This is a genomic window from Commensalibacter melissae (genome assembly GCF_009734185.1).
GTDB classification, from domain to species: Bacteria; Pseudomonadota; Alphaproteobacteria; order Acetobacterales; family Acetobacteraceae; genus Commensalibacter; species Commensalibacter melissae.
In genome coordinates this window covers 337,917-354,647 of the sequence record NZ_CP046393.1, presented here as the reverse complement: position 1 = coordinate 354,647, position 16,731 = coordinate 337,917, and the positions used below count along the sequence as shown (strand labels likewise).

Annotated in this window: 13 protein-coding genes and 1 tRNA gene; 5 read left to right on the top strand and 9 right to left on the bottom strand. The window is 36.8% G+C overall.

All coding sequences use genetic code 11. The annotated features are described in order from the left end of the window. Positions 1 to 320: 320 nt before the first annotated feature. The gene (locus GN303_RS01595) at positions 321 to 2,936 is read left to right on the top strand and encodes a Hint domain-containing protein (protein WP_110439380.1); all 2,616 of its coding nucleotides are present in this window, start codon (positions 321 to 323) and stop codon (positions 2,934 to 2,936) included. Positions 2,937 to 3,155: 219 nt separating this feature from the next. Here GN303_RS01595 and argC read toward each other — a convergent pair whose 3' ends face one another. The 5 genes from argC to GN303_RS01570 all read right to left on the bottom strand — a co-directional run bounded on the left by argC (position 3,156) and on the right by GN303_RS01570 (position 8,130). After that, complete coding sequence (argC, locus tag GN303_RS01590; protein ID WP_110439379.1) at positions 3,156 to 4,067, bottom strand: N-acetyl-gamma-glutamyl-phosphate reductase; 912 nt, start codon at positions 4,065 to 4,067, stop codon at positions 3,156 to 3,158. 112 nt (positions 4,068 to 4,179) lie between these two features. Then, the gene (rpsI, locus tag GN303_RS01585) at positions 4,180 to 4,677 is read right to left on the bottom strand and encodes a 30S ribosomal protein S9 (protein ID WP_110439378.1); all 498 of its coding nucleotides are present in this window, start codon (positions 4,675 to 4,677) and stop codon (positions 4,180 to 4,182) included. A 5-nt stretch (positions 4,678 to 4,682) separates the two neighbouring features. After that, positions 4,683 to 5,168: a 50S ribosomal protein L13 gene (gene rplM, locus GN303_RS01580; RefSeq protein WP_110439377.1), complete on the bottom strand. Its 486-nt coding sequence runs from the start codon at positions 5,166 to 5,168 to the stop codon at positions 4,683 to 4,685. A 432-nt stretch (positions 5,169 to 5,600) separates the two neighbouring features. Then, a tRNA-His gene (locus GN303_RS01575) sits at positions 5,601 to 5,676 on the bottom strand. Between the two features lie 159 nt (positions 5,677 to 5,835). Beyond that, positions 5,836 to 8,130 carry a TonB-dependent hemoglobin/transferrin/lactoferrin family receptor gene (locus tag GN303_RS01570; RefSeq protein ID WP_110439496.1) on the bottom strand — a complete coding sequence of 765 codons (2,295 nt, stop codon included), beginning with the start codon at positions 8,128 to 8,130 and terminating at the stop codon, positions 5,836 to 5,838. A 268-nt stretch (positions 8,131 to 8,398) separates the two neighbouring features. On the opposite strand from GN303_RS01570, the gene GN303_RS01565 reads away from it, so the two are divergent. The 4 genes from GN303_RS01565 (at position 8,399) to GN303_RS01550 (ending at position 11,257) form a co-directional block, all read left to right on the top strand. Next, positions 8,399 to 8,968, top strand: a complete 570-nt coding sequence (locus tag GN303_RS01565; RefSeq protein ID WP_110439376.1) for a biliverdin-producing heme oxygenase — start codon at positions 8,399 to 8,401, stop codon at positions 8,966 to 8,968. A gap of 339 nt (positions 8,969 to 9,307) precedes the next feature. Further along, positions 9,308 to 10,036, top strand: a complete 729-nt coding sequence (gene exbB, locus GN303_RS01560; RefSeq protein ID WP_110439375.1) for a tonB-system energizer ExbB — start codon at positions 9,308 to 9,310, stop codon at positions 10,034 to 10,036. Continuing rightward, complete coding sequence (locus GN303_RS01555) at positions 10,033 to 10,449, top strand: biopolymer transporter ExbD (protein WP_110439374.1); 417 nt, start codon at positions 10,033 to 10,035, stop codon at positions 10,447 to 10,449. The genes exbB and GN303_RS01555 overlap by 4 nt, the downstream gene beginning before the upstream one ends. Positions 10,450 to 10,453: 4 nt before the next feature. Beyond that, the gene (locus tag GN303_RS01550; protein ID WP_110439373.1) at positions 10,454 to 11,257 is read left to right on the top strand and encodes an energy transducer TonB family protein; all 804 of its coding nucleotides are present in this window, start codon (positions 10,454 to 10,456) and stop codon (positions 11,255 to 11,257) included. 71 nt (positions 11,258 to 11,328) lie between these two features. Here the strand turns inward: GN303_RS01550 and GN303_RS01545 are convergent, their stop codons facing one another. The 4 genes from GN303_RS01545 to GN303_RS01530 form a co-directional block, all read right to left on the bottom strand. Continuing rightward, the gene (locus GN303_RS01545) at positions 11,329 to 12,588 is read right to left on the bottom strand and encodes a mechanosensitive ion channel family protein (RefSeq protein WP_110439372.1); all 1,260 of its coding nucleotides are present in this window, start codon (positions 12,586 to 12,588) and stop codon (positions 11,329 to 11,331) included. A gap of 117 nt (positions 12,589 to 12,705) precedes the next feature. Then, on the bottom strand, positions 12,706 to 14,418 hold the full coding sequence (pabB, locus tag GN303_RS01540; RefSeq protein WP_110439371.1) for an aminodeoxychorismate synthase component I: 1,713 nt from the start codon (positions 14,416 to 14,418) through the stop codon (positions 12,706 to 12,708). Between the two features lie 234 nt (positions 14,419 to 14,652). After that, entirely contained in the window at positions 14,653 to 15,903 is a 1,251-nt protein-coding gene (gene tyrS, locus GN303_RS01535) for a tyrosine--tRNA ligase (protein WP_110439370.1), read from the bottom strand. Positions 15,904 to 16,053: 150 nt separating this feature from the next. Then, on the bottom strand, positions 16,054 to 16,530 hold the full coding sequence (locus GN303_RS01530) for a hypothetical protein (protein ID WP_110439369.1): 477 nt from the start codon (positions 16,528 to 16,530) through the stop codon (positions 16,054 to 16,056). Positions 16,531 to 16,731: the final 201 nt, after the last annotated feature.

Below are 16,731 nucleotides of genomic sequence, written 5' to 3'. Positions count from 1 at the left end.
TTTTATTACTTAATCCATATCCCGATCAGGCTATTACTTTATAATGTCATTTTCCATATATTTATTGAAAATAAAATCAGGTGAATCCCTATCTAACTATTTTTTAATAAAAATCTAATATTTATTAAAAAAGAATAAATGTATTCAAAATATTACATTTCAATTATCAAATTTAATTTACTAAATAAATTAGTAACATTATAATAATTAAATCTATTAAATAATAAATAGCATTCTCATGAAAGTATTACTTAAATAATAAACATTACAAATACTTACTTTCTGACATGCTTATAATAAAAATTATATGAGAATCACTGATGACAAACCAAAAAAAAGATTATTTGCGTAAAGATGAAAAAGATGATGATACATTCAAAATAAATCATTCATTTGTCCATTCATATCAATATCATACATCCTATATTGAAGAGAACAGTCAAGATTCTATTCAAACTTTCTCAAATAATCGCCTTACAAGAGATGATGCGGCTTCCAATCAATTAAAAAATGTCGAAAATACAGATCTAAACAGTTATATATTACAAAATAACAATCCGATCATTGATAGTGGCAATTGGTATGCCGTTAAATTAAGTGATGGCCGCACTGTCTACACAATAAACTCAACCAATGGGCAGTATTTCAGCCTATCAACAAATAATCATCTTACATCTGATCCATCACAAGCCTATTCAGGACCCATCAATTTTGTTGACAGCACTGTAACCATTACAAATGGTGCAACTGTTTCAGGTTCAAATTTCCTTTTGATCAAAAACAGCCCCTCTAACAATTCAGCCATTACAATCAATACTGGTGGAACACTCCAGGATTCAAATATATTCAATCAAAATGTTACGATGAATGGTGGCAGTTCAACCAACAACACTTTTATTTCCAGCCCCGTTATCATGAACGGTTCCGCCACTTCAGATAATGACTCATTCCTTAACCCAAATACTACAAGAAGCGGTTATAATCTGGGAGGTCAAAGTTTAAGTGGCAATAGTTACAAGAATCAACCCAACTCTTATTTTCAATCAAGTGATAATAATACTGCCAATCTTACCCTCAATAACAACAGTAAAGTAACAAATCCCAATATACCGGATCTTTACAGATACAACCCTTCATCAAACAAGCTGACCGTATCAGTCAGCAGAACCGCCCAATTTTCTCAAGAACAGATTACCGGGGATGATATTGAAAACTATGTAAAAAACTATAACATTTCCAACGATCATATCAATATCATCGGTACGGGTGGTACCACCTCAATTTATATCAGCTCTGAAATCGCTTCAGATCCTGCCGGTAATATGATTAGACAGAATGTCTATAAAAATGGAGCCGGAATTATCATTTACAGAGGTAATGATCCAGTAAATATTTTCAACATTAACAATATCTATATTCAAGATGGAGCGGTTGTAGACGGTGCTGAAATTTTTGCCAATAATAGTTGGCAGAACGTTTTTATACAAAAAGGTGGCACCCTAAAAAATTCAAAATTTTATGATGGTTATATAGGGATCGAACAAGGTGGAAAGTCAATAAACAATACTTATTTCTCGCCAGAATTTTCAAGTAATGGCCATTATATCGACGGTTTGTCTCAAAATGATACGATTTATGAAACATCCTGGTCAGCAAGTGGGAAATTAAATATCGCAAATAATAATAATATTTGCTTGAATGGAAACAACCCCCCTGTCTATAATCAGACTAACAACAACCCTCCACCCAATCAATCCATCTGGTTAACCAACGGATTGACTCGCGTAACTGTCGGAACTACAGGACAATTCATCAATCCAACAATAAACACTAATCACAACTATTCCATAGATTATGTGCCGGGACTGAACACTGATAATCCCCAACCCTGTTACCTTTGTGGCACGATGATAGAGACAAGAGACGGATTGAAGGCCATAGAAGAGATCCGTGCCGGAGACATGGTTTATGCATATGAAGGCTCCGCGAGGGTTCTCAAACCCGTGACCTGGGTCGGATCGGGTCACCACAGTGTCCGCAGGAACAGGCCCGATGATGTGGCGGGTTATGCCATCCATATCGTCAAAGACGCCCTGGCTGACAATATCCCATACAAGGATATGCGCATCACGCCGGAACATTGTCTCTATATTGATGAAAAGTTCATCCCCGCCCGCATGCTGGTCAATCATCACTCCATCCGTTACGATTATTCAAAAACCGAATATACCTATTATCATCTCGAACTGGAGGAACATGGCGTTATCAAGGCGGATGGCGTATTGTCCGAAAGCTACCTCAATACGGACAACCATAAAAATTTCCACAATCCTGAAAAGGTGGTTCAGTTAAGACAGGAGACAAAAGACTGGACACAGGATGCCGCAGCCCCTCTGGAAACAAGTCGTGAGGCCGTTGAACCTGTCCATGCCCATTTGAAACAGAGGGCATTGCATCTGGGCATGAAGAACATGGTTGCGCCAGAAACAATCACCCATTCCACAAATCTTCATATCATTACTGACAAAGGCGAGGTTATCCATCCACAATGGCCGGTAACGGGAAATGGAAATTATGTCTTTGTTCTCCCCAGTCCCGTTCATCATGTCCATATCGTTTCAAATAGCAGTCGCCCATGCGATGCCATCGGTCCCTTCGTTGATGACAGGCGCAGTCTCGGCGTACTGATCGAAACCATCACCCTGTTTGACAACAGGGAGAACCACTATGTCAAAGCCCACCTGGAAACCAGGAAACTTGAAGGGTGGCATAATCAGGAAAACATACCCTGCCGCTGGACGGACGGCTATGCTCTCCTGCCCCTGGACCAGCATGTTCTGCAAAAGGGCCGGAAGATCCTTACCGTAAAGGTCATCGCCGCTGGACCGTATATCTCACAAAACCAGTTGGATCATAAAAATCAGTTGAGAAACTGAACAGCATATTTCAGATTATTACAGAATCAGGTTATCTAATACGTTTCAATACTGTATTTCATAACCTGATCTTACTATAAAATTTGCCAGACATCTTTCTAGAATAATTCTTATCCTCGATTTCATCGAAAAATTATCATTATCTGCATTTATCAACATTTCAATTAAAATTTTATATACAAATGGTTATTGTTCCAATGATATTGATTGATAAATACCTCATATACCGAACATCAATTTGATATTCTGGATGGCCGCCCCTGATGCTCCTTTTCCAAGATTATCCAAACTTGCAGTCAATATTACCTGATCATTTCTATTATTTGAATGAACCCTCAGCTCCATACGATCGGTAAAGGCCAGCTGGTTTGCGGGAAGACGCGTTAAACCATCCTCAACAAAAACAATATTTTTTCGTTGAAAGTAATGTTCCTTCAAACATGTTTTAAGCTGTTTGACCGTACCATTTAACAAATTAACATGCAAAGGTATCGAAACAATCATTCCCTGTGCAAAATTTCCTACGGATGGAACAAATACAGGTTCCTGCACCAGATCGCAATAATGACAAATTTCCGGTAAATGCTTATGATTCAAATCTAAAGCATATAATTCGAAAGGAGGTGCATTCTTTTCCTGTTCATAAACTGCAATCAACTTTTTCCCTCCTCCACTATAACCACTTACAGCATTAATGGTTAATGGATAGTCTACGGGAATTATACCCGCCTTTACCAAGGGATGAAGCAAAGCAATTGCTCCACTGGAATAACATCCAGGATTGGCAACCTTATCGGCTTTTGCAATTTTTCGTTCTTGCCCTGGATCCAATTCAGCAAATCCATAAACCCATTCCGGATCTGTTCGAAATGCTGTACTGGCATCCAAAATACGCGGTCTTTTACTTTCCATCATCTCAACAAGAGCAACAGCCTCACGTGAAGCCTCATCCGGAAGACATAAAACCGCCAAATCAACTGCCGCCATCATTTGAAGACGTTTATCTATATCATGACGATGCTCAATGGGGACCGAACATAATTCAATTGGCAAATCCGCCAAACGTTGTCGTATACCCAACCCCGTAGTTCCATATTCCCCATCAATAAAAATTTTAGGCATTTCTGTCATGATTGTCATTCCAAATAAATCGGTTTTTAATAATTAAACATATGCTTAAATAAAAAAGGCGAAGAAAAGCATAATGCCTTTCCTCGCCCCTGATTTCATAAAGCTGTAAGGCTTAACGTTTACTGAACTGGAAGGAACGGCGGGCTTTTGCCTTACCATACTTCTTACGTTCAACAACACGCGCATCACGTGTCAAGAAACCTGCCGCTTTTAATGCAGCACGTAATTCAGGTTCATAGTTGCATAAAGCACGACTTAATCCGTGACGAACCGCGCCAGCCTGTCCTGACAAACCTCCCCCTGTTACAGTGCAGTAAACATCAAACTCACCTTCACGATTGGTTACCTGAAAAGGTTGATTCAACAACATCTGCAAAACTGGACGAGCGAAATAACTTGTTACCGGACGTCCGTTAACAATAATCTCTCCCTTACCGGGTTTTACCCATACACGTGCAATGGCATCCTTACGACGACCGGTTGCGTAGGCACGACCAAACTGGTCACGCTTTGGTTCACGAACGATAACTTCCTGTTGTGCCAAAACAGTATCAACAACTGCCTCTTTCAGATCAGCCAAACTGCCTGTACGTTCTTGAGTCTCTGACATATTCCTCAGGCTCCAACTTTTGTAGTTTTATTAACGCTATTTTTTCGGTTCAACGCAGCTATATCGAGCTTAACCGGTTGCTGTGCTTCATGTGGATGAGCATCACTGGCGTAAACATATAAATGTTTCATCTGTTTACGCTGCAATGGACCACGGCTAATCATACGTTCAACTGCCTTAATGACAAGATGTTCCGGATTTTTACCCGTCAAACGTTGTCTGATCGTACGTTCTTTGATCCCACCGGGATAACCTGTATGATAATAGAACATCTTCTGTTCTACTTTTTTGCCTGTTAAGGCGACTTTATCAGCATTGATAACAATAATATTGTCACCACAATCGACATGGGGTGTATATTGTGGTTTATGCTTGCCACGAAGGCGATTAGCAACGATAGCAGCCAAACGTCCCAAAACGATGTCTTTCGCATCGATCAGAACCCAATTCTTGGTTACTTCCGCTGGTTTAAGCGAAATGGTTGTTTTCATTAACTCTAGATTCCGTTAATTGAGCAAAACTGTAATTTGACTTTTGTTTATTAACTCAAGTATGATTTTCGTCAAGTTTTTTTTTAATATTTACTAATTTTTATTTGTTTTTCAACGACTTTAAATATGTGGTATTATAATACCACATTATTTTCTATTCTCTTTGACAAAAAACCAAATAAATTCTTATTACTTACTACAATACTACAATGATCCAGCATTAATTAGACAAGCAATACAATAATGGAAAATTATTTCCGCTAAATTTTTCTGTATCTTAATCTTCTTGTTATAATGAATATTAATCAAAGTATTATAATAATTGGTACAACCAGTCCTAATTGATTTAATTGCCTGCAAATAAAAGGGACTAAATGCCAAATTTAAACCATGTTTTACGGAAAAATTTTATTGTCACAATAAATTGTCGGATGGGGCGAATGACGGGGATCGAACCCGCGACAACCGGTACCACAAACCGGCGCTCTACCAACTGAGCTACATCCGCCATTGTGTGATGAAATGTCTTTACTATAATTCCGTGTAATTCGTCAATTCATTTTCAAAAATTTTATTTAATTTTCTTTTATGCATAATAAATCAGGATCTTACAAAAATATAAAGACCTGAATACTATGCAAAAATTTAAAATTTTAAAAAAATCAAATCAGAAATCTATACGTGCAGTCACCTTGAAATAACGTCCCGGTTGAGAGAAATATGCCTTCTGTAGACTACGAGAGGATTGTCCAACCGGCAAAGAAGATGCATTATAATATTTTTTGTCAAACATATTATACATACCAAATTGAAACCGCAAGGGACGATAAAAAGAAGGTCTGTACCATCCGGTCAAATCAAAAACAACATAACCTGGCGTATTCCACTGTTTGGAAAGAACACCCGTGTTATTCAAAAATTTGGCATTATCCCTGGCTATTGCAAAAGTACTTGATAAATCCGTTCCCCAATTATCTGTTTTATATCCAAACCCAATGATTCCCCGGAAAGGCGCTATTGAACTTAAAGCATAATTTATATCTGTATTACGTCCATGGGCATATGCAAAAGAGGCCCACGTATGCCAGTTGGGATCGAATTCCCAGTTCATACTGGCCTCTGTTCCATAAATACGAACACGAGACAGGTTATCATAGCCAAAACACATTTGTGTTCCGGTGCAAGGATTGATACCAATCATATCAATATAATTGCGATAGTAATTATCATAAAAGGCAATATTGAAGCCCCGTCTTGAATTGCCATATTTAAGTCCAACTTCCCAACCACGACCTGTTTCAGCCTTTAAATCGGGATTACCAGTGACCTGATACATGGGAGGCGTTCCATAACTTAAATACTCTTCATTTGCACTGGGTGCACGATAGGATTGTGAATATTGTGCATAAGCAACCAATTGATGAATAATCCGGGCTTCGACCAAAATCTTTGGAGAGTAACGAGAGCCACTGGCCCCTTTGGGCAATCCATTGTAAATTGGATTGTTTTGATATTTCGAAGTGTTATGCGGATCCCGTTTAAAATAATCAAACCTTACACCTGATGTGATATGCAGCCACTCATTTTTTCCAATGCCAATACGATCTTGTAAAATGGCCCCCAAATCAGTCCCGTGCACATTTGGCATATCCGAAAAATTATTATGCAGGAATGGATTCTTGGTAGCGTTCCATCCTGATTGATACTGACTTGTATCTGTTAGATAAGCTTCACCCCCATATGTAATTGCATGATGTATCGAGCTTGTAAACACGTTCATTGTTGCATGTCCAACCACTCCATAAGATTGAACATCCATGTCCAGTTTCTGCCACGAATCACGCTTCGGCATTAAATCATAACGATCTGAGATATTCGTTATAACATTATTATCCTGCCAATAGGCAATAAACTGCCCTTCGCCAAATAAATCCTTAGCTGGGTCCTTTGCCTTGTAATCATAATGAACAGAAAAACGGGAGCGTTGATTTTTACTTTGTGTACGATAAAATTCCTCTTTTACCCGTTGGGAAGTCAATGTATGTTCATCAACATTGCGATCGACCCATTCTCCTGTAATTCCTAGCCGATGACCGCCTGAAAAATAATGGATGACCTTTCCAACAAAACTTCCCTGATCGTAAGAGGCAGGATTATGTTTTGTACGTGTATTTCCATACCCACCAGTATGTCCCATATTTCCGGTTTCACTACCATTGGAATAGCCTCCTTCCAGTAAAAATAGTGTATTTTTGTAACGTGTGGCAAAAATCTGGTTTAACAAAGCGCTTGCACTGACGCCATCATAGGTAGTTTTTGTAATCCCGCCAAATTTTTGTCCTGATTTTAGAATATCCTCTGGATTAAAAGTTCGTAAGGCAACCACTCCACCCAAAGAACCTGTTCCAAAAAAGCTGGAATCTGCACTTTTAATAACATCCATTCCACCCAAAGAATTAAAATCAAAGGTTGATAAACCACCCTGTTGAGTCGTAAATGCACTTGCAAATGCACCATCATTTGCCCACATCATACGAATACCATCAATCGTTGTTAATAAACGACTTTGATCAAGACCCCGCATATTAATACTATAATTATTTGAATTATAGTTAATTGCCGCATCCACACGACGCGAATAATCCTCCAAACTATCGATCTGTTTATCCCTGAAAGTTTTAAAGGTTGTTGTTGTCGTTAAAACTCTTGATTTTCCTTGGGAGCTATAATCTTTATCGGGATCAATTTTTGTATAAGACAATATCGGGTCTGATTTTCCCTTGACTTGGATCGGAGAAAGCTTTAGCGAAGTTCCTTTAATATTGTTTTTCTGGTTAAATTTATCCGATCTTTTTTGTTCATCTCTCTGTTGCGTTTTGAGGTCCGGCAATAAATCCTGATTAATGGGATTAGAAGATTGCCCCCAGACTGATATATTGGTCAAACCTAAAAAACCGGACATTACAAACCATGGAAATTTATATGAAAATGGAAAAAAAAAATGTTTTTTTTGAATAGTTTGCATGGAATTCATCAATCGTTATTGTGAATGATTATTATTAACTTTTTGATGACACAACTGAATTTTAATGTCAATGAATTAATAATGATTCTTAATATCAATTGATATTGATAATTACTATTAATTGGTATATGTCTAAAAATTATGGTGTTAAATAAATTTAGCCAACTTAACTAATTAATTTTCATGCAATAATGGAAACACAACCATGACAGACTCAGGAACCCTTACTTTAACAGAAGCTTTACGTCAACAAACACGGGAAACTCACGAAAAATTGGATCATTATCTTACCAACCTTGGATTATTCAACAACATTGAACTCTACAAGAAATTTCTCTCACTTCAATATTATATTCATCGTGATGCCAACAATTATTATCATGACCAAACATTAACAGCCATTATCCCCGATCTCATCAATCGCAACCGCTTTGAAAAAGTGAAAGAGGATTTGAAAGATTTAAAAATTGATATCCCTTCCACTACCTTTACTTCACCAAACACAACGAATGCTTCTGAGGCGGTAGGTTTTCTTTATGTTGTCGAAGGATCTAAACTTGGGGCAAATACGCTTTTGAAACGCGTGGAAAAAATTGGTTTATCTGAAAATTATGGGGCACGACATATGGCACCAGATCAAGATGGAAGAGGCGCATCCTGGAAAATATTTCAAAATTCAATTAACCAGGCAAAATTGGATATTCACACTACCATTAAAAGTGCCACCACCGCATTTAGCCAAATCCTTGCCTATGCTAAATTTGTAACGACATAACTTTAATTACATAAAACGGGTTATTTATTAAATAACCCGGTTTTAAATACAAATATCCTTATTACCATCTTTACATAAAAATTTTCTATTTTTTACGATACAGAAAAATATTTAATCTTAGGATTTCTCACCAGTTTAATACCAGCTCCATAATTTGATAATAATAATTAATATCACTTAATATTGATAATTAATATCACTTAATATAAGATAAATTCATTAAGTTGAATTGCCTGTTAAAAAATTTATTAAATATACAGGATCTTATTGGATTAACATCATGTCAGATACATTTATAGGATCATATTTTATCTCTCATCGTCTATATGGAGATAACTAATGACCACTTTATCTTTTTCACCCTGGCAACTATTTGAAAATGCAAATCCTGTTGTGCAGTTTGTCATGATCATGCTTTTACTTGCCTGTTTAATCAGCTGGACAATTTTTATAGCGAAATATATAGAGATTTTCCGCCTCAACCATAACCTTTTGATTGATAAGTTCCGTTTACAAAATGCCAAAGAATTGATGCCTGACATTGATCTTTCCAAAAAAGGAATTGGTAGGACAATGTTATTGGCTATCACGGATGAATATCAGTGTTCCAATGTTTTGACACATGATTCGGAAGGGCTGAAGGAAAGGATTGTATTGTTATTAGAAAGAATTGAAAGCAATGAAGGTCATTATTTAAATAAAGGAACCGGTTTTTTGGCAACCATTGGTGCGATTTCACCGTTTATAGGTTTATTTGGAACAGTATGGGGAATCATGACATCGTTCACAGGGATCGTTTCCACCCAAACAACAAGTCTAACAGCTGTTGCCCCGGGAATTGCAGAAGCCTTACTTGCCACGGCTGTTGGTCTGGTTACCGCTATTCCTGCCGTAATATTCTATAATATGATTCTTCGTTCAAACGCTAATTGCAGATCAAAAATTGCAGACTTAAGTACCATTTTCATGCGCCTGGTTTCTCGTGACATAAGCAAGTTGCAAATAAAAGACAAGAATACACAGATCATACCCTTTCAACCAAAAATGATGGGAGAAAAAATATCATGATCCGTATGCGTCATGCTGATAACGATTCAAAAGAAATATGCGATATCAATGTCACACCATTTATTGACGTGGTTTTGGTTCTCCTAATTATCTTTATGATTACCGCACCTTTGACAACAGTAAAAATTCCGGTCACTTTGCCTTACTCTTCCTCAAAAAACATGGAACAACCCAACCACCCTGTTTATCTAACACTGAAAACAGACCATACCCTAACCTTAAATGATAAAACTATTTTATTAAAAGATATCAATCCCAGTATTAACACTGCAACAAATGGCAATAAGGAAGAACATATCTTTCTTTATGCGGATACCAAAATTGATTACGGCTCTTTCATTATGGTAATGGATCAACTCCGTGCCGCGGGTTATCATAAAATTTCTTTGGTAAATTTACAAAACAAACAATAATGGCATGAAAACCTCCACGATTACTGACAAAATTTCCTTTACAGAATGGCAAGCCAATCGAAATGATCTCAGATCTAAAGAAAACCGTTATATAATAATTGTTTCCTTTATCGTCTCTTTATTAATTCTTATTTTTCCTTTTTTTCTTTTTTACAATAATTCTTCAGTTCCCAACAAACCCGTTGTTACTGAAAGCAATGCTCTTGTACTTGACTTATCCCCCAATCGAACAGAAACTCCGACTTCACCATTATTGAATAAACCTACAACACTTGCCAAAACAGAACCCTTGACACCCATTCAAAAATTATTGCCAAAATTTCCTGTCTCAAATATTCTACCTGATATACCAAGAATAGAAAAATTCTCTAAACTCAAAATAAAGCAACCTTCCCAACATATTATTCCACAACATACTTCTCAATCTGGATCAAATTCAACATCCACATCAAAAAATAATAATACCGATCATCCACCAGAAAAGGATCAAAACGCACAAGTCATACACACTTCTTCAACATCCGCTAACTGGCAGGGAATGGTTTTAAATAAATTCGAACGTTTCAAACATTACCCGCCCGAAGCTCAAGCTGATAACCTAGAGGGAACCGCCATTTTGCACATTACCATAAATCGCCAGGGAATCATCCTAACAAGCAGTCTTGCAAAAAGTTCCGGATATTTGATTTTGGATCGAGAAGTCCTTACTTTATCCCACCGCGTTAAAAAACTTCCTCCTCCACCCGATGATATCCAAGGTTTACTAATTAATTTGGATATTCCTATAGAATTTCATATAAAACAATAAAAAGAAATTTGTTAAACAATATCTAAATGTTGATCTGTTCAACAAATTCTTGTCTTATTACATATCAATCATTATGCAGCATTTCCCTGATAAACTGTCACAGAAGAACTGTTTCCAGATGGATTTTGATATGCACTTAATGAAAACTCCTCAATAACCGCATAGGCATGTTCAAAAATTTCCGATTGAATGGCTTCGTAATCCTTCCAGACAACTGTATTGCTAAATCCATAAATCTCCAACGGTAACAATCCTGTTGCATCGGGGGCCATCTGTCGCACCATATAGGTCATCTGATTAAGAATACGAGGATGATTTTTCAAATATAAATCCAAATAGATACGGTAAAGACCCAGATTTGTGATTGACTGGCCTTTGGATAAATATTTGCCTAAATCCATAATGAATTCTTTATGATCAACCCTGTCCTTATATTTTTCTGAATTTGCAAAGGGTTGAAGCAACTTGCTTTCTAATATTTTTTCCTTTTCCTCAGGTGTTATATAATGAACGGTTGTAACATCAATATACACAGAACGTTTGATCCGTCTACCGCCAGATTCCTGCATTCCACGCCAATTGGTAAAAGAATCGGAAACAAGCGCATAGGTAGGAATCATCGTAATTGTATTATCAAAATTGCGAACCTTGACAGTTGTCAAACCAATATCCATTACAATTCCATCCGCACCATATTTGGGCATTTGGATCCAGTCATTTACACGCATCATATTATTTGCAGATAACTGAACTCCCGCTGATAAGCCCAGAATGGAATCCTTAAAAACCAACATGATGACAGCTGCCATGGCTCCCAGTCCACTGATCAGGATAAGTGGCGATTTGTCAATTAGTACGGAAAGAATAAAAATACCAAAAAGCAGTGCGGCCAATAATTTAAATCCTTGAAATATACCTCCAAGCGGAAGCCGTGCCGCTATATCCAGCTTACTTGCAAATTTTAAAACAATATCCAGAAATGAAAATATTGACAGAAGTGCACAGACCAATACCCAAACTTTTGCGGCAATCATAAGAAAAACTAGCGTTTTCACACCCTGATGCACCCAAAAAGTGGTCTGCAGTATGACAATCAACCCCTGCACAGTAAAAGCCATACGGCTAAATAACTGATTCTCTGTAACGACCTTGCTCCATAGTCGCGTGCTTTTTTGTGCAAATTGAACCAATCGGACCAACACAATCCGATGTAAAATCACATGAACAATGGCCGCCGTAAGGATGATAATAGATACAGCTGTTAAAAACAAAGTAAACTGATTAAATTTAAAACCATGTTGCTGTAAAAAATCTATAATATGTTGTTGCATATTAACCTCTTGATTAATTGTGCGATAAAATAATTTTTCATTAATAATCTCATTAAAAAATCTGGTTATTTTAACCCAAATATATCTTCGATATCTTAATATCTTATCTGTAGTATTTTAATCGTTTAACGAATTTTTCCAGATCACTTTACGCCATTTACGAACACTGTTTATAAAAGCGATCTGACTTCCTACCTGTATATCCTGTTTATAAATCACCTGTTCTGTCGCCATGCCCTGATCCAACAGATATTGACACATCGTTCCTCTCAAGAGGCCAGAAGAGACAGGTGGCGTAACCCATTTCCCCCCTTTACACAAAAGAATATTTCCATTGACAAATTCTGTAACTTCATCTCTCTCATTAAAAAGTAATTGTTCACAATCCAATGTAACAGAAGGATAAAAATCCCTTTTTGTCGTTTTGTGGTATAGAAACATATTATCTGACAAAACAGGTTCTTTCGCCCATCTTGCGATCAAATCGTGATGTAAAGACTGAATAGCATTAATTTCTATCTGAATTAACCCTTTTTGATCTAACAATATTCTTACCTTCCAGCATCCTCGTTCATATTGACAGGAGAGATGTTGCAGGCTTTTTAACAATTCTGCCTGGTTAAAGGAAAAATCAAAATATTCAGCCGATTTTTTCAGCCGGTCCAGATGTAAAGGTAAAAGAAAATAACATCCATTCTCTAGCAAGACTGATTCAAGTAAATGATCGGGTATCCGGCGATCATACAAAACCTGTATTTTATGAATAACCTCACGATATTCATCCTTGGAAGTGGAATCCCAAGTTATTCCTCCTCCAACACCATATACAGCTTTTTTATTTTGGACAACCAACGTTCGAATAGGAACGGAAAATATCGCTTCTTGATCAGGGGTTACTATCCCAATAGCACCACAATAAACTTCACGCGGCTGTTTTTCAAGCTTTCGAATAATTTTCATTGTATTTGCTTTCGGTGCACCAGTTATAGAACCACATGGAAATAACGCCCTAAAAATATCCAATAATGTTGTTTTTTCCTTTAATCGTGCAGTTATTTCTGAAGTGAGTTGCCAAACTGTAGGATATTTTTCTTTATCGAACAAAGATGAAACCTTCACACTTCCCTGCTCTGCAATTTGTCCCAAATCGTTACGCAGCAAGTCAACAATCATCAAATTTTCAGCACGATTTTTTTCATTATTCAATATTTTCCCGTTTTCAAGGTCTTCCGTTAAGATTAATCCCCTTGGGGCTGTTCCTTTCATCGGTTTAGCAGTAATTTTCCTTTCTTTTACCTGAAAAAACAATTCCGGAGATGCCGAAAGAATTTGAAACAATCCAATATCCAGATATGCACTATAACTTGATTGTTGGGCCTGCAACATATGCAGATAGAACTCATATGGGTCTTCCTGGAAATCCGTTCCCATTCTCAGTGTATAATTCACCTGATAGGTATCACCGTCAGCGATATGATTTTTAACAGCTGCAATAGCTTGTTGATATTCATGCCATGAACAATCAGGTTGCCAATTCATTAATCCAAAATCAATTTTTTTAGATTGTGGTTTGAATTTTCTTTTTATCGGTTTTTCAAAAATACCAAACCATAACAATGGCATTTTTTCAGGAGGATGCGTTATCAAATAAGAACGAAAGGCAGACGCGGCTTCATACGTTATAAATCCTGCTGCATAATATCCTTTTCCTACCCATTCCTCTATTTCCTGTATACAGGATAAAACCTTATCCAACTGACGTGTTTGTATAATCCTCAAAACATTTTCGAAATTGTAAGGATAGTTTAAAAAATCAAACTGTAATTTCATAAAAACCGTAAACGAAAAAAGATAATCACTATAAAATTATCAATTTTTTAATCTAATTCTATAATAATACAGCGATGTATATTTATTTTATAATCATTGATAGAAAATGATTTATTTAATTGTATAAAAACCAAATCATGAAAATAAATCTTTTAAAACCGATATTTGGTTTTTAAAAGGTTAAGACAAAAAACGATTGTTCTAAACGGTAATATTAAAAATAGCATCCTTATACTATCGACAACGTATCAATATATGATTTTTACGACCTGATGACAGCTTAATAACCCCATCACATAACGCATCATCAGTAATAATTTGTCCCTCATCACTAATTTTTTCATCATTAATTCTTGCTCCACCCCCTCGAATTAATCTTCTGGCTTCCGCATTACTATTCACTAACTTTCCAAGAACAAATAAACGAAAAACAGGAACACCCTGTTGTAGCATTTCGGTGGGCAAGACTATTTCGGGTAATCCGTCTTGAGCCAGTTTACCCTGCTCAAATATGTCTCTAGCCGCCTTCTGTGCAGCTTCTGCTTCACTACGACCATGACAAATTGCGGTCACTTCTGTTGCCAGCATTTTTTTCGCCTCGTTTATTTCCGCTCCTTGCAAAGCGGCTAAACGTTCACATTCCTGAATGGAAAGATCTGTGAAAAGTTTAAGAAAACGACCAACATCCTGGTCTTCCGTATTACGCCAAAATTGCCAGAAATCAAAAACCGAACATTTCTCCTTGTTAAGCCAAATGGCTCCTTTGGCTGTTTTCCCCATCTTGGCCCCTGAACTTGTTGTCAATAAGGGGGCTGTTAATCCAAATACCTGTTTTCCCTCCATTCGACGTACAAGTTCTACACCAGATACAATATTTCCCCATTGATCTGAACCACCCATCTGTAAAACAGTTCCATAACGACGATTTAATTCGCGAAAATCATATGATTGCAAAATGGAATAGTTAAATTCAAGAAATGATAACCCTTGTTCTCTTTCCAAACGTGTTTTAACACTGTCAAAGGATAACATACGGTTAACTGAAAAATGAATGCCAACATCCCTTAGCAAGTCAATGTAGGAAAGCTTTTTCAGCCATTCTGCATTATCAACCGTAATTGTTTTGTTTTCGCCTGATCCAAATTGTAAAATTTGATGAATATTCTGGACAATCCCATCTAAATTCCGGTCAATTGTACCCTGATTCATCAAGCTGCGTGCCTCTTCCCGGAAAGAGGGGTCTCCGATTTGGGCTGTTCCACCACCAACTAAAGCAACGGGCTGATGTCCATGTTTTTGCAATAAACGCAACAGCATCAGCTGTACCAAAGACCCGACATGCAAACTGTCAGCTGTTGGATCAAATCCGATATATCCAGAAATAGAACCTTTTGCCATACGCTCATCCAGGCTTTTCAGATCAGTCGCCTGAAAAATAAATCCTCGTGCCTGTGCTTCCTGTATAAACGAACTTTTTGGGGTCATAATATTATCTCAAAATCAGATTTGGTCAAAAATTTAATCAACGTTGACTTGAACTCGGCAAATCAGATTTTTCTATGTATCATGAATTAGTTTAAAATCAAAGAACACGCTTTAAATGTTCCTCAAAACTAAAGAGACTCTTTTTATGAATTATGAAGGGGGTAATGAAATGGGCGGTGCATACCCATTTGACGGGTCAGTGATCCTGACCTTTTGCTGAGACTGGCGTGAATGTTTTAACCCTAACAAAATAGACGGGGGTGAAACATAATGATTAGGTGTTCCACTTGTATATTCACGCATAGTCGATTGATCATCTGTCAAGGCAGGATGTTCAGAATTGGTATAGACACCCCCCTCCTCAATATAGGGATCTGGATGAGTATGCCAACCTTTTTTACGTAGCGGATTATGCATCTGATGTTTGGAAGGGTATAAACCTCTTTTTTTATGATAGGATGGAAAAATGCCAGTATCAGTATTATACTTATTCTCCGATTGATGGATATTCCATTCTTCATTCGGGGTTTCCTTAGTTGTCACAGAAGGCTTGGCATAAATTGAATAACTTGATGAATCATATAGACTTATCCCAATCATGAATAAGAAAAGTTGATATTTTTTCATAATTCGTTCATATCCCTTAATAATCGCCTAGATTATAATATTTTTTTAGACAAATGGTGAATGTTTTTTGATTATCTTTTTATGGTTTGCATCCGAATGATCGGACAAAAAAACTTTTCTTGAACAATTATATTCAAATAACAATTAATAACATTTAATATTTTATTTAAGCCTAAAAATTTTGGAAATCCAACATTCATT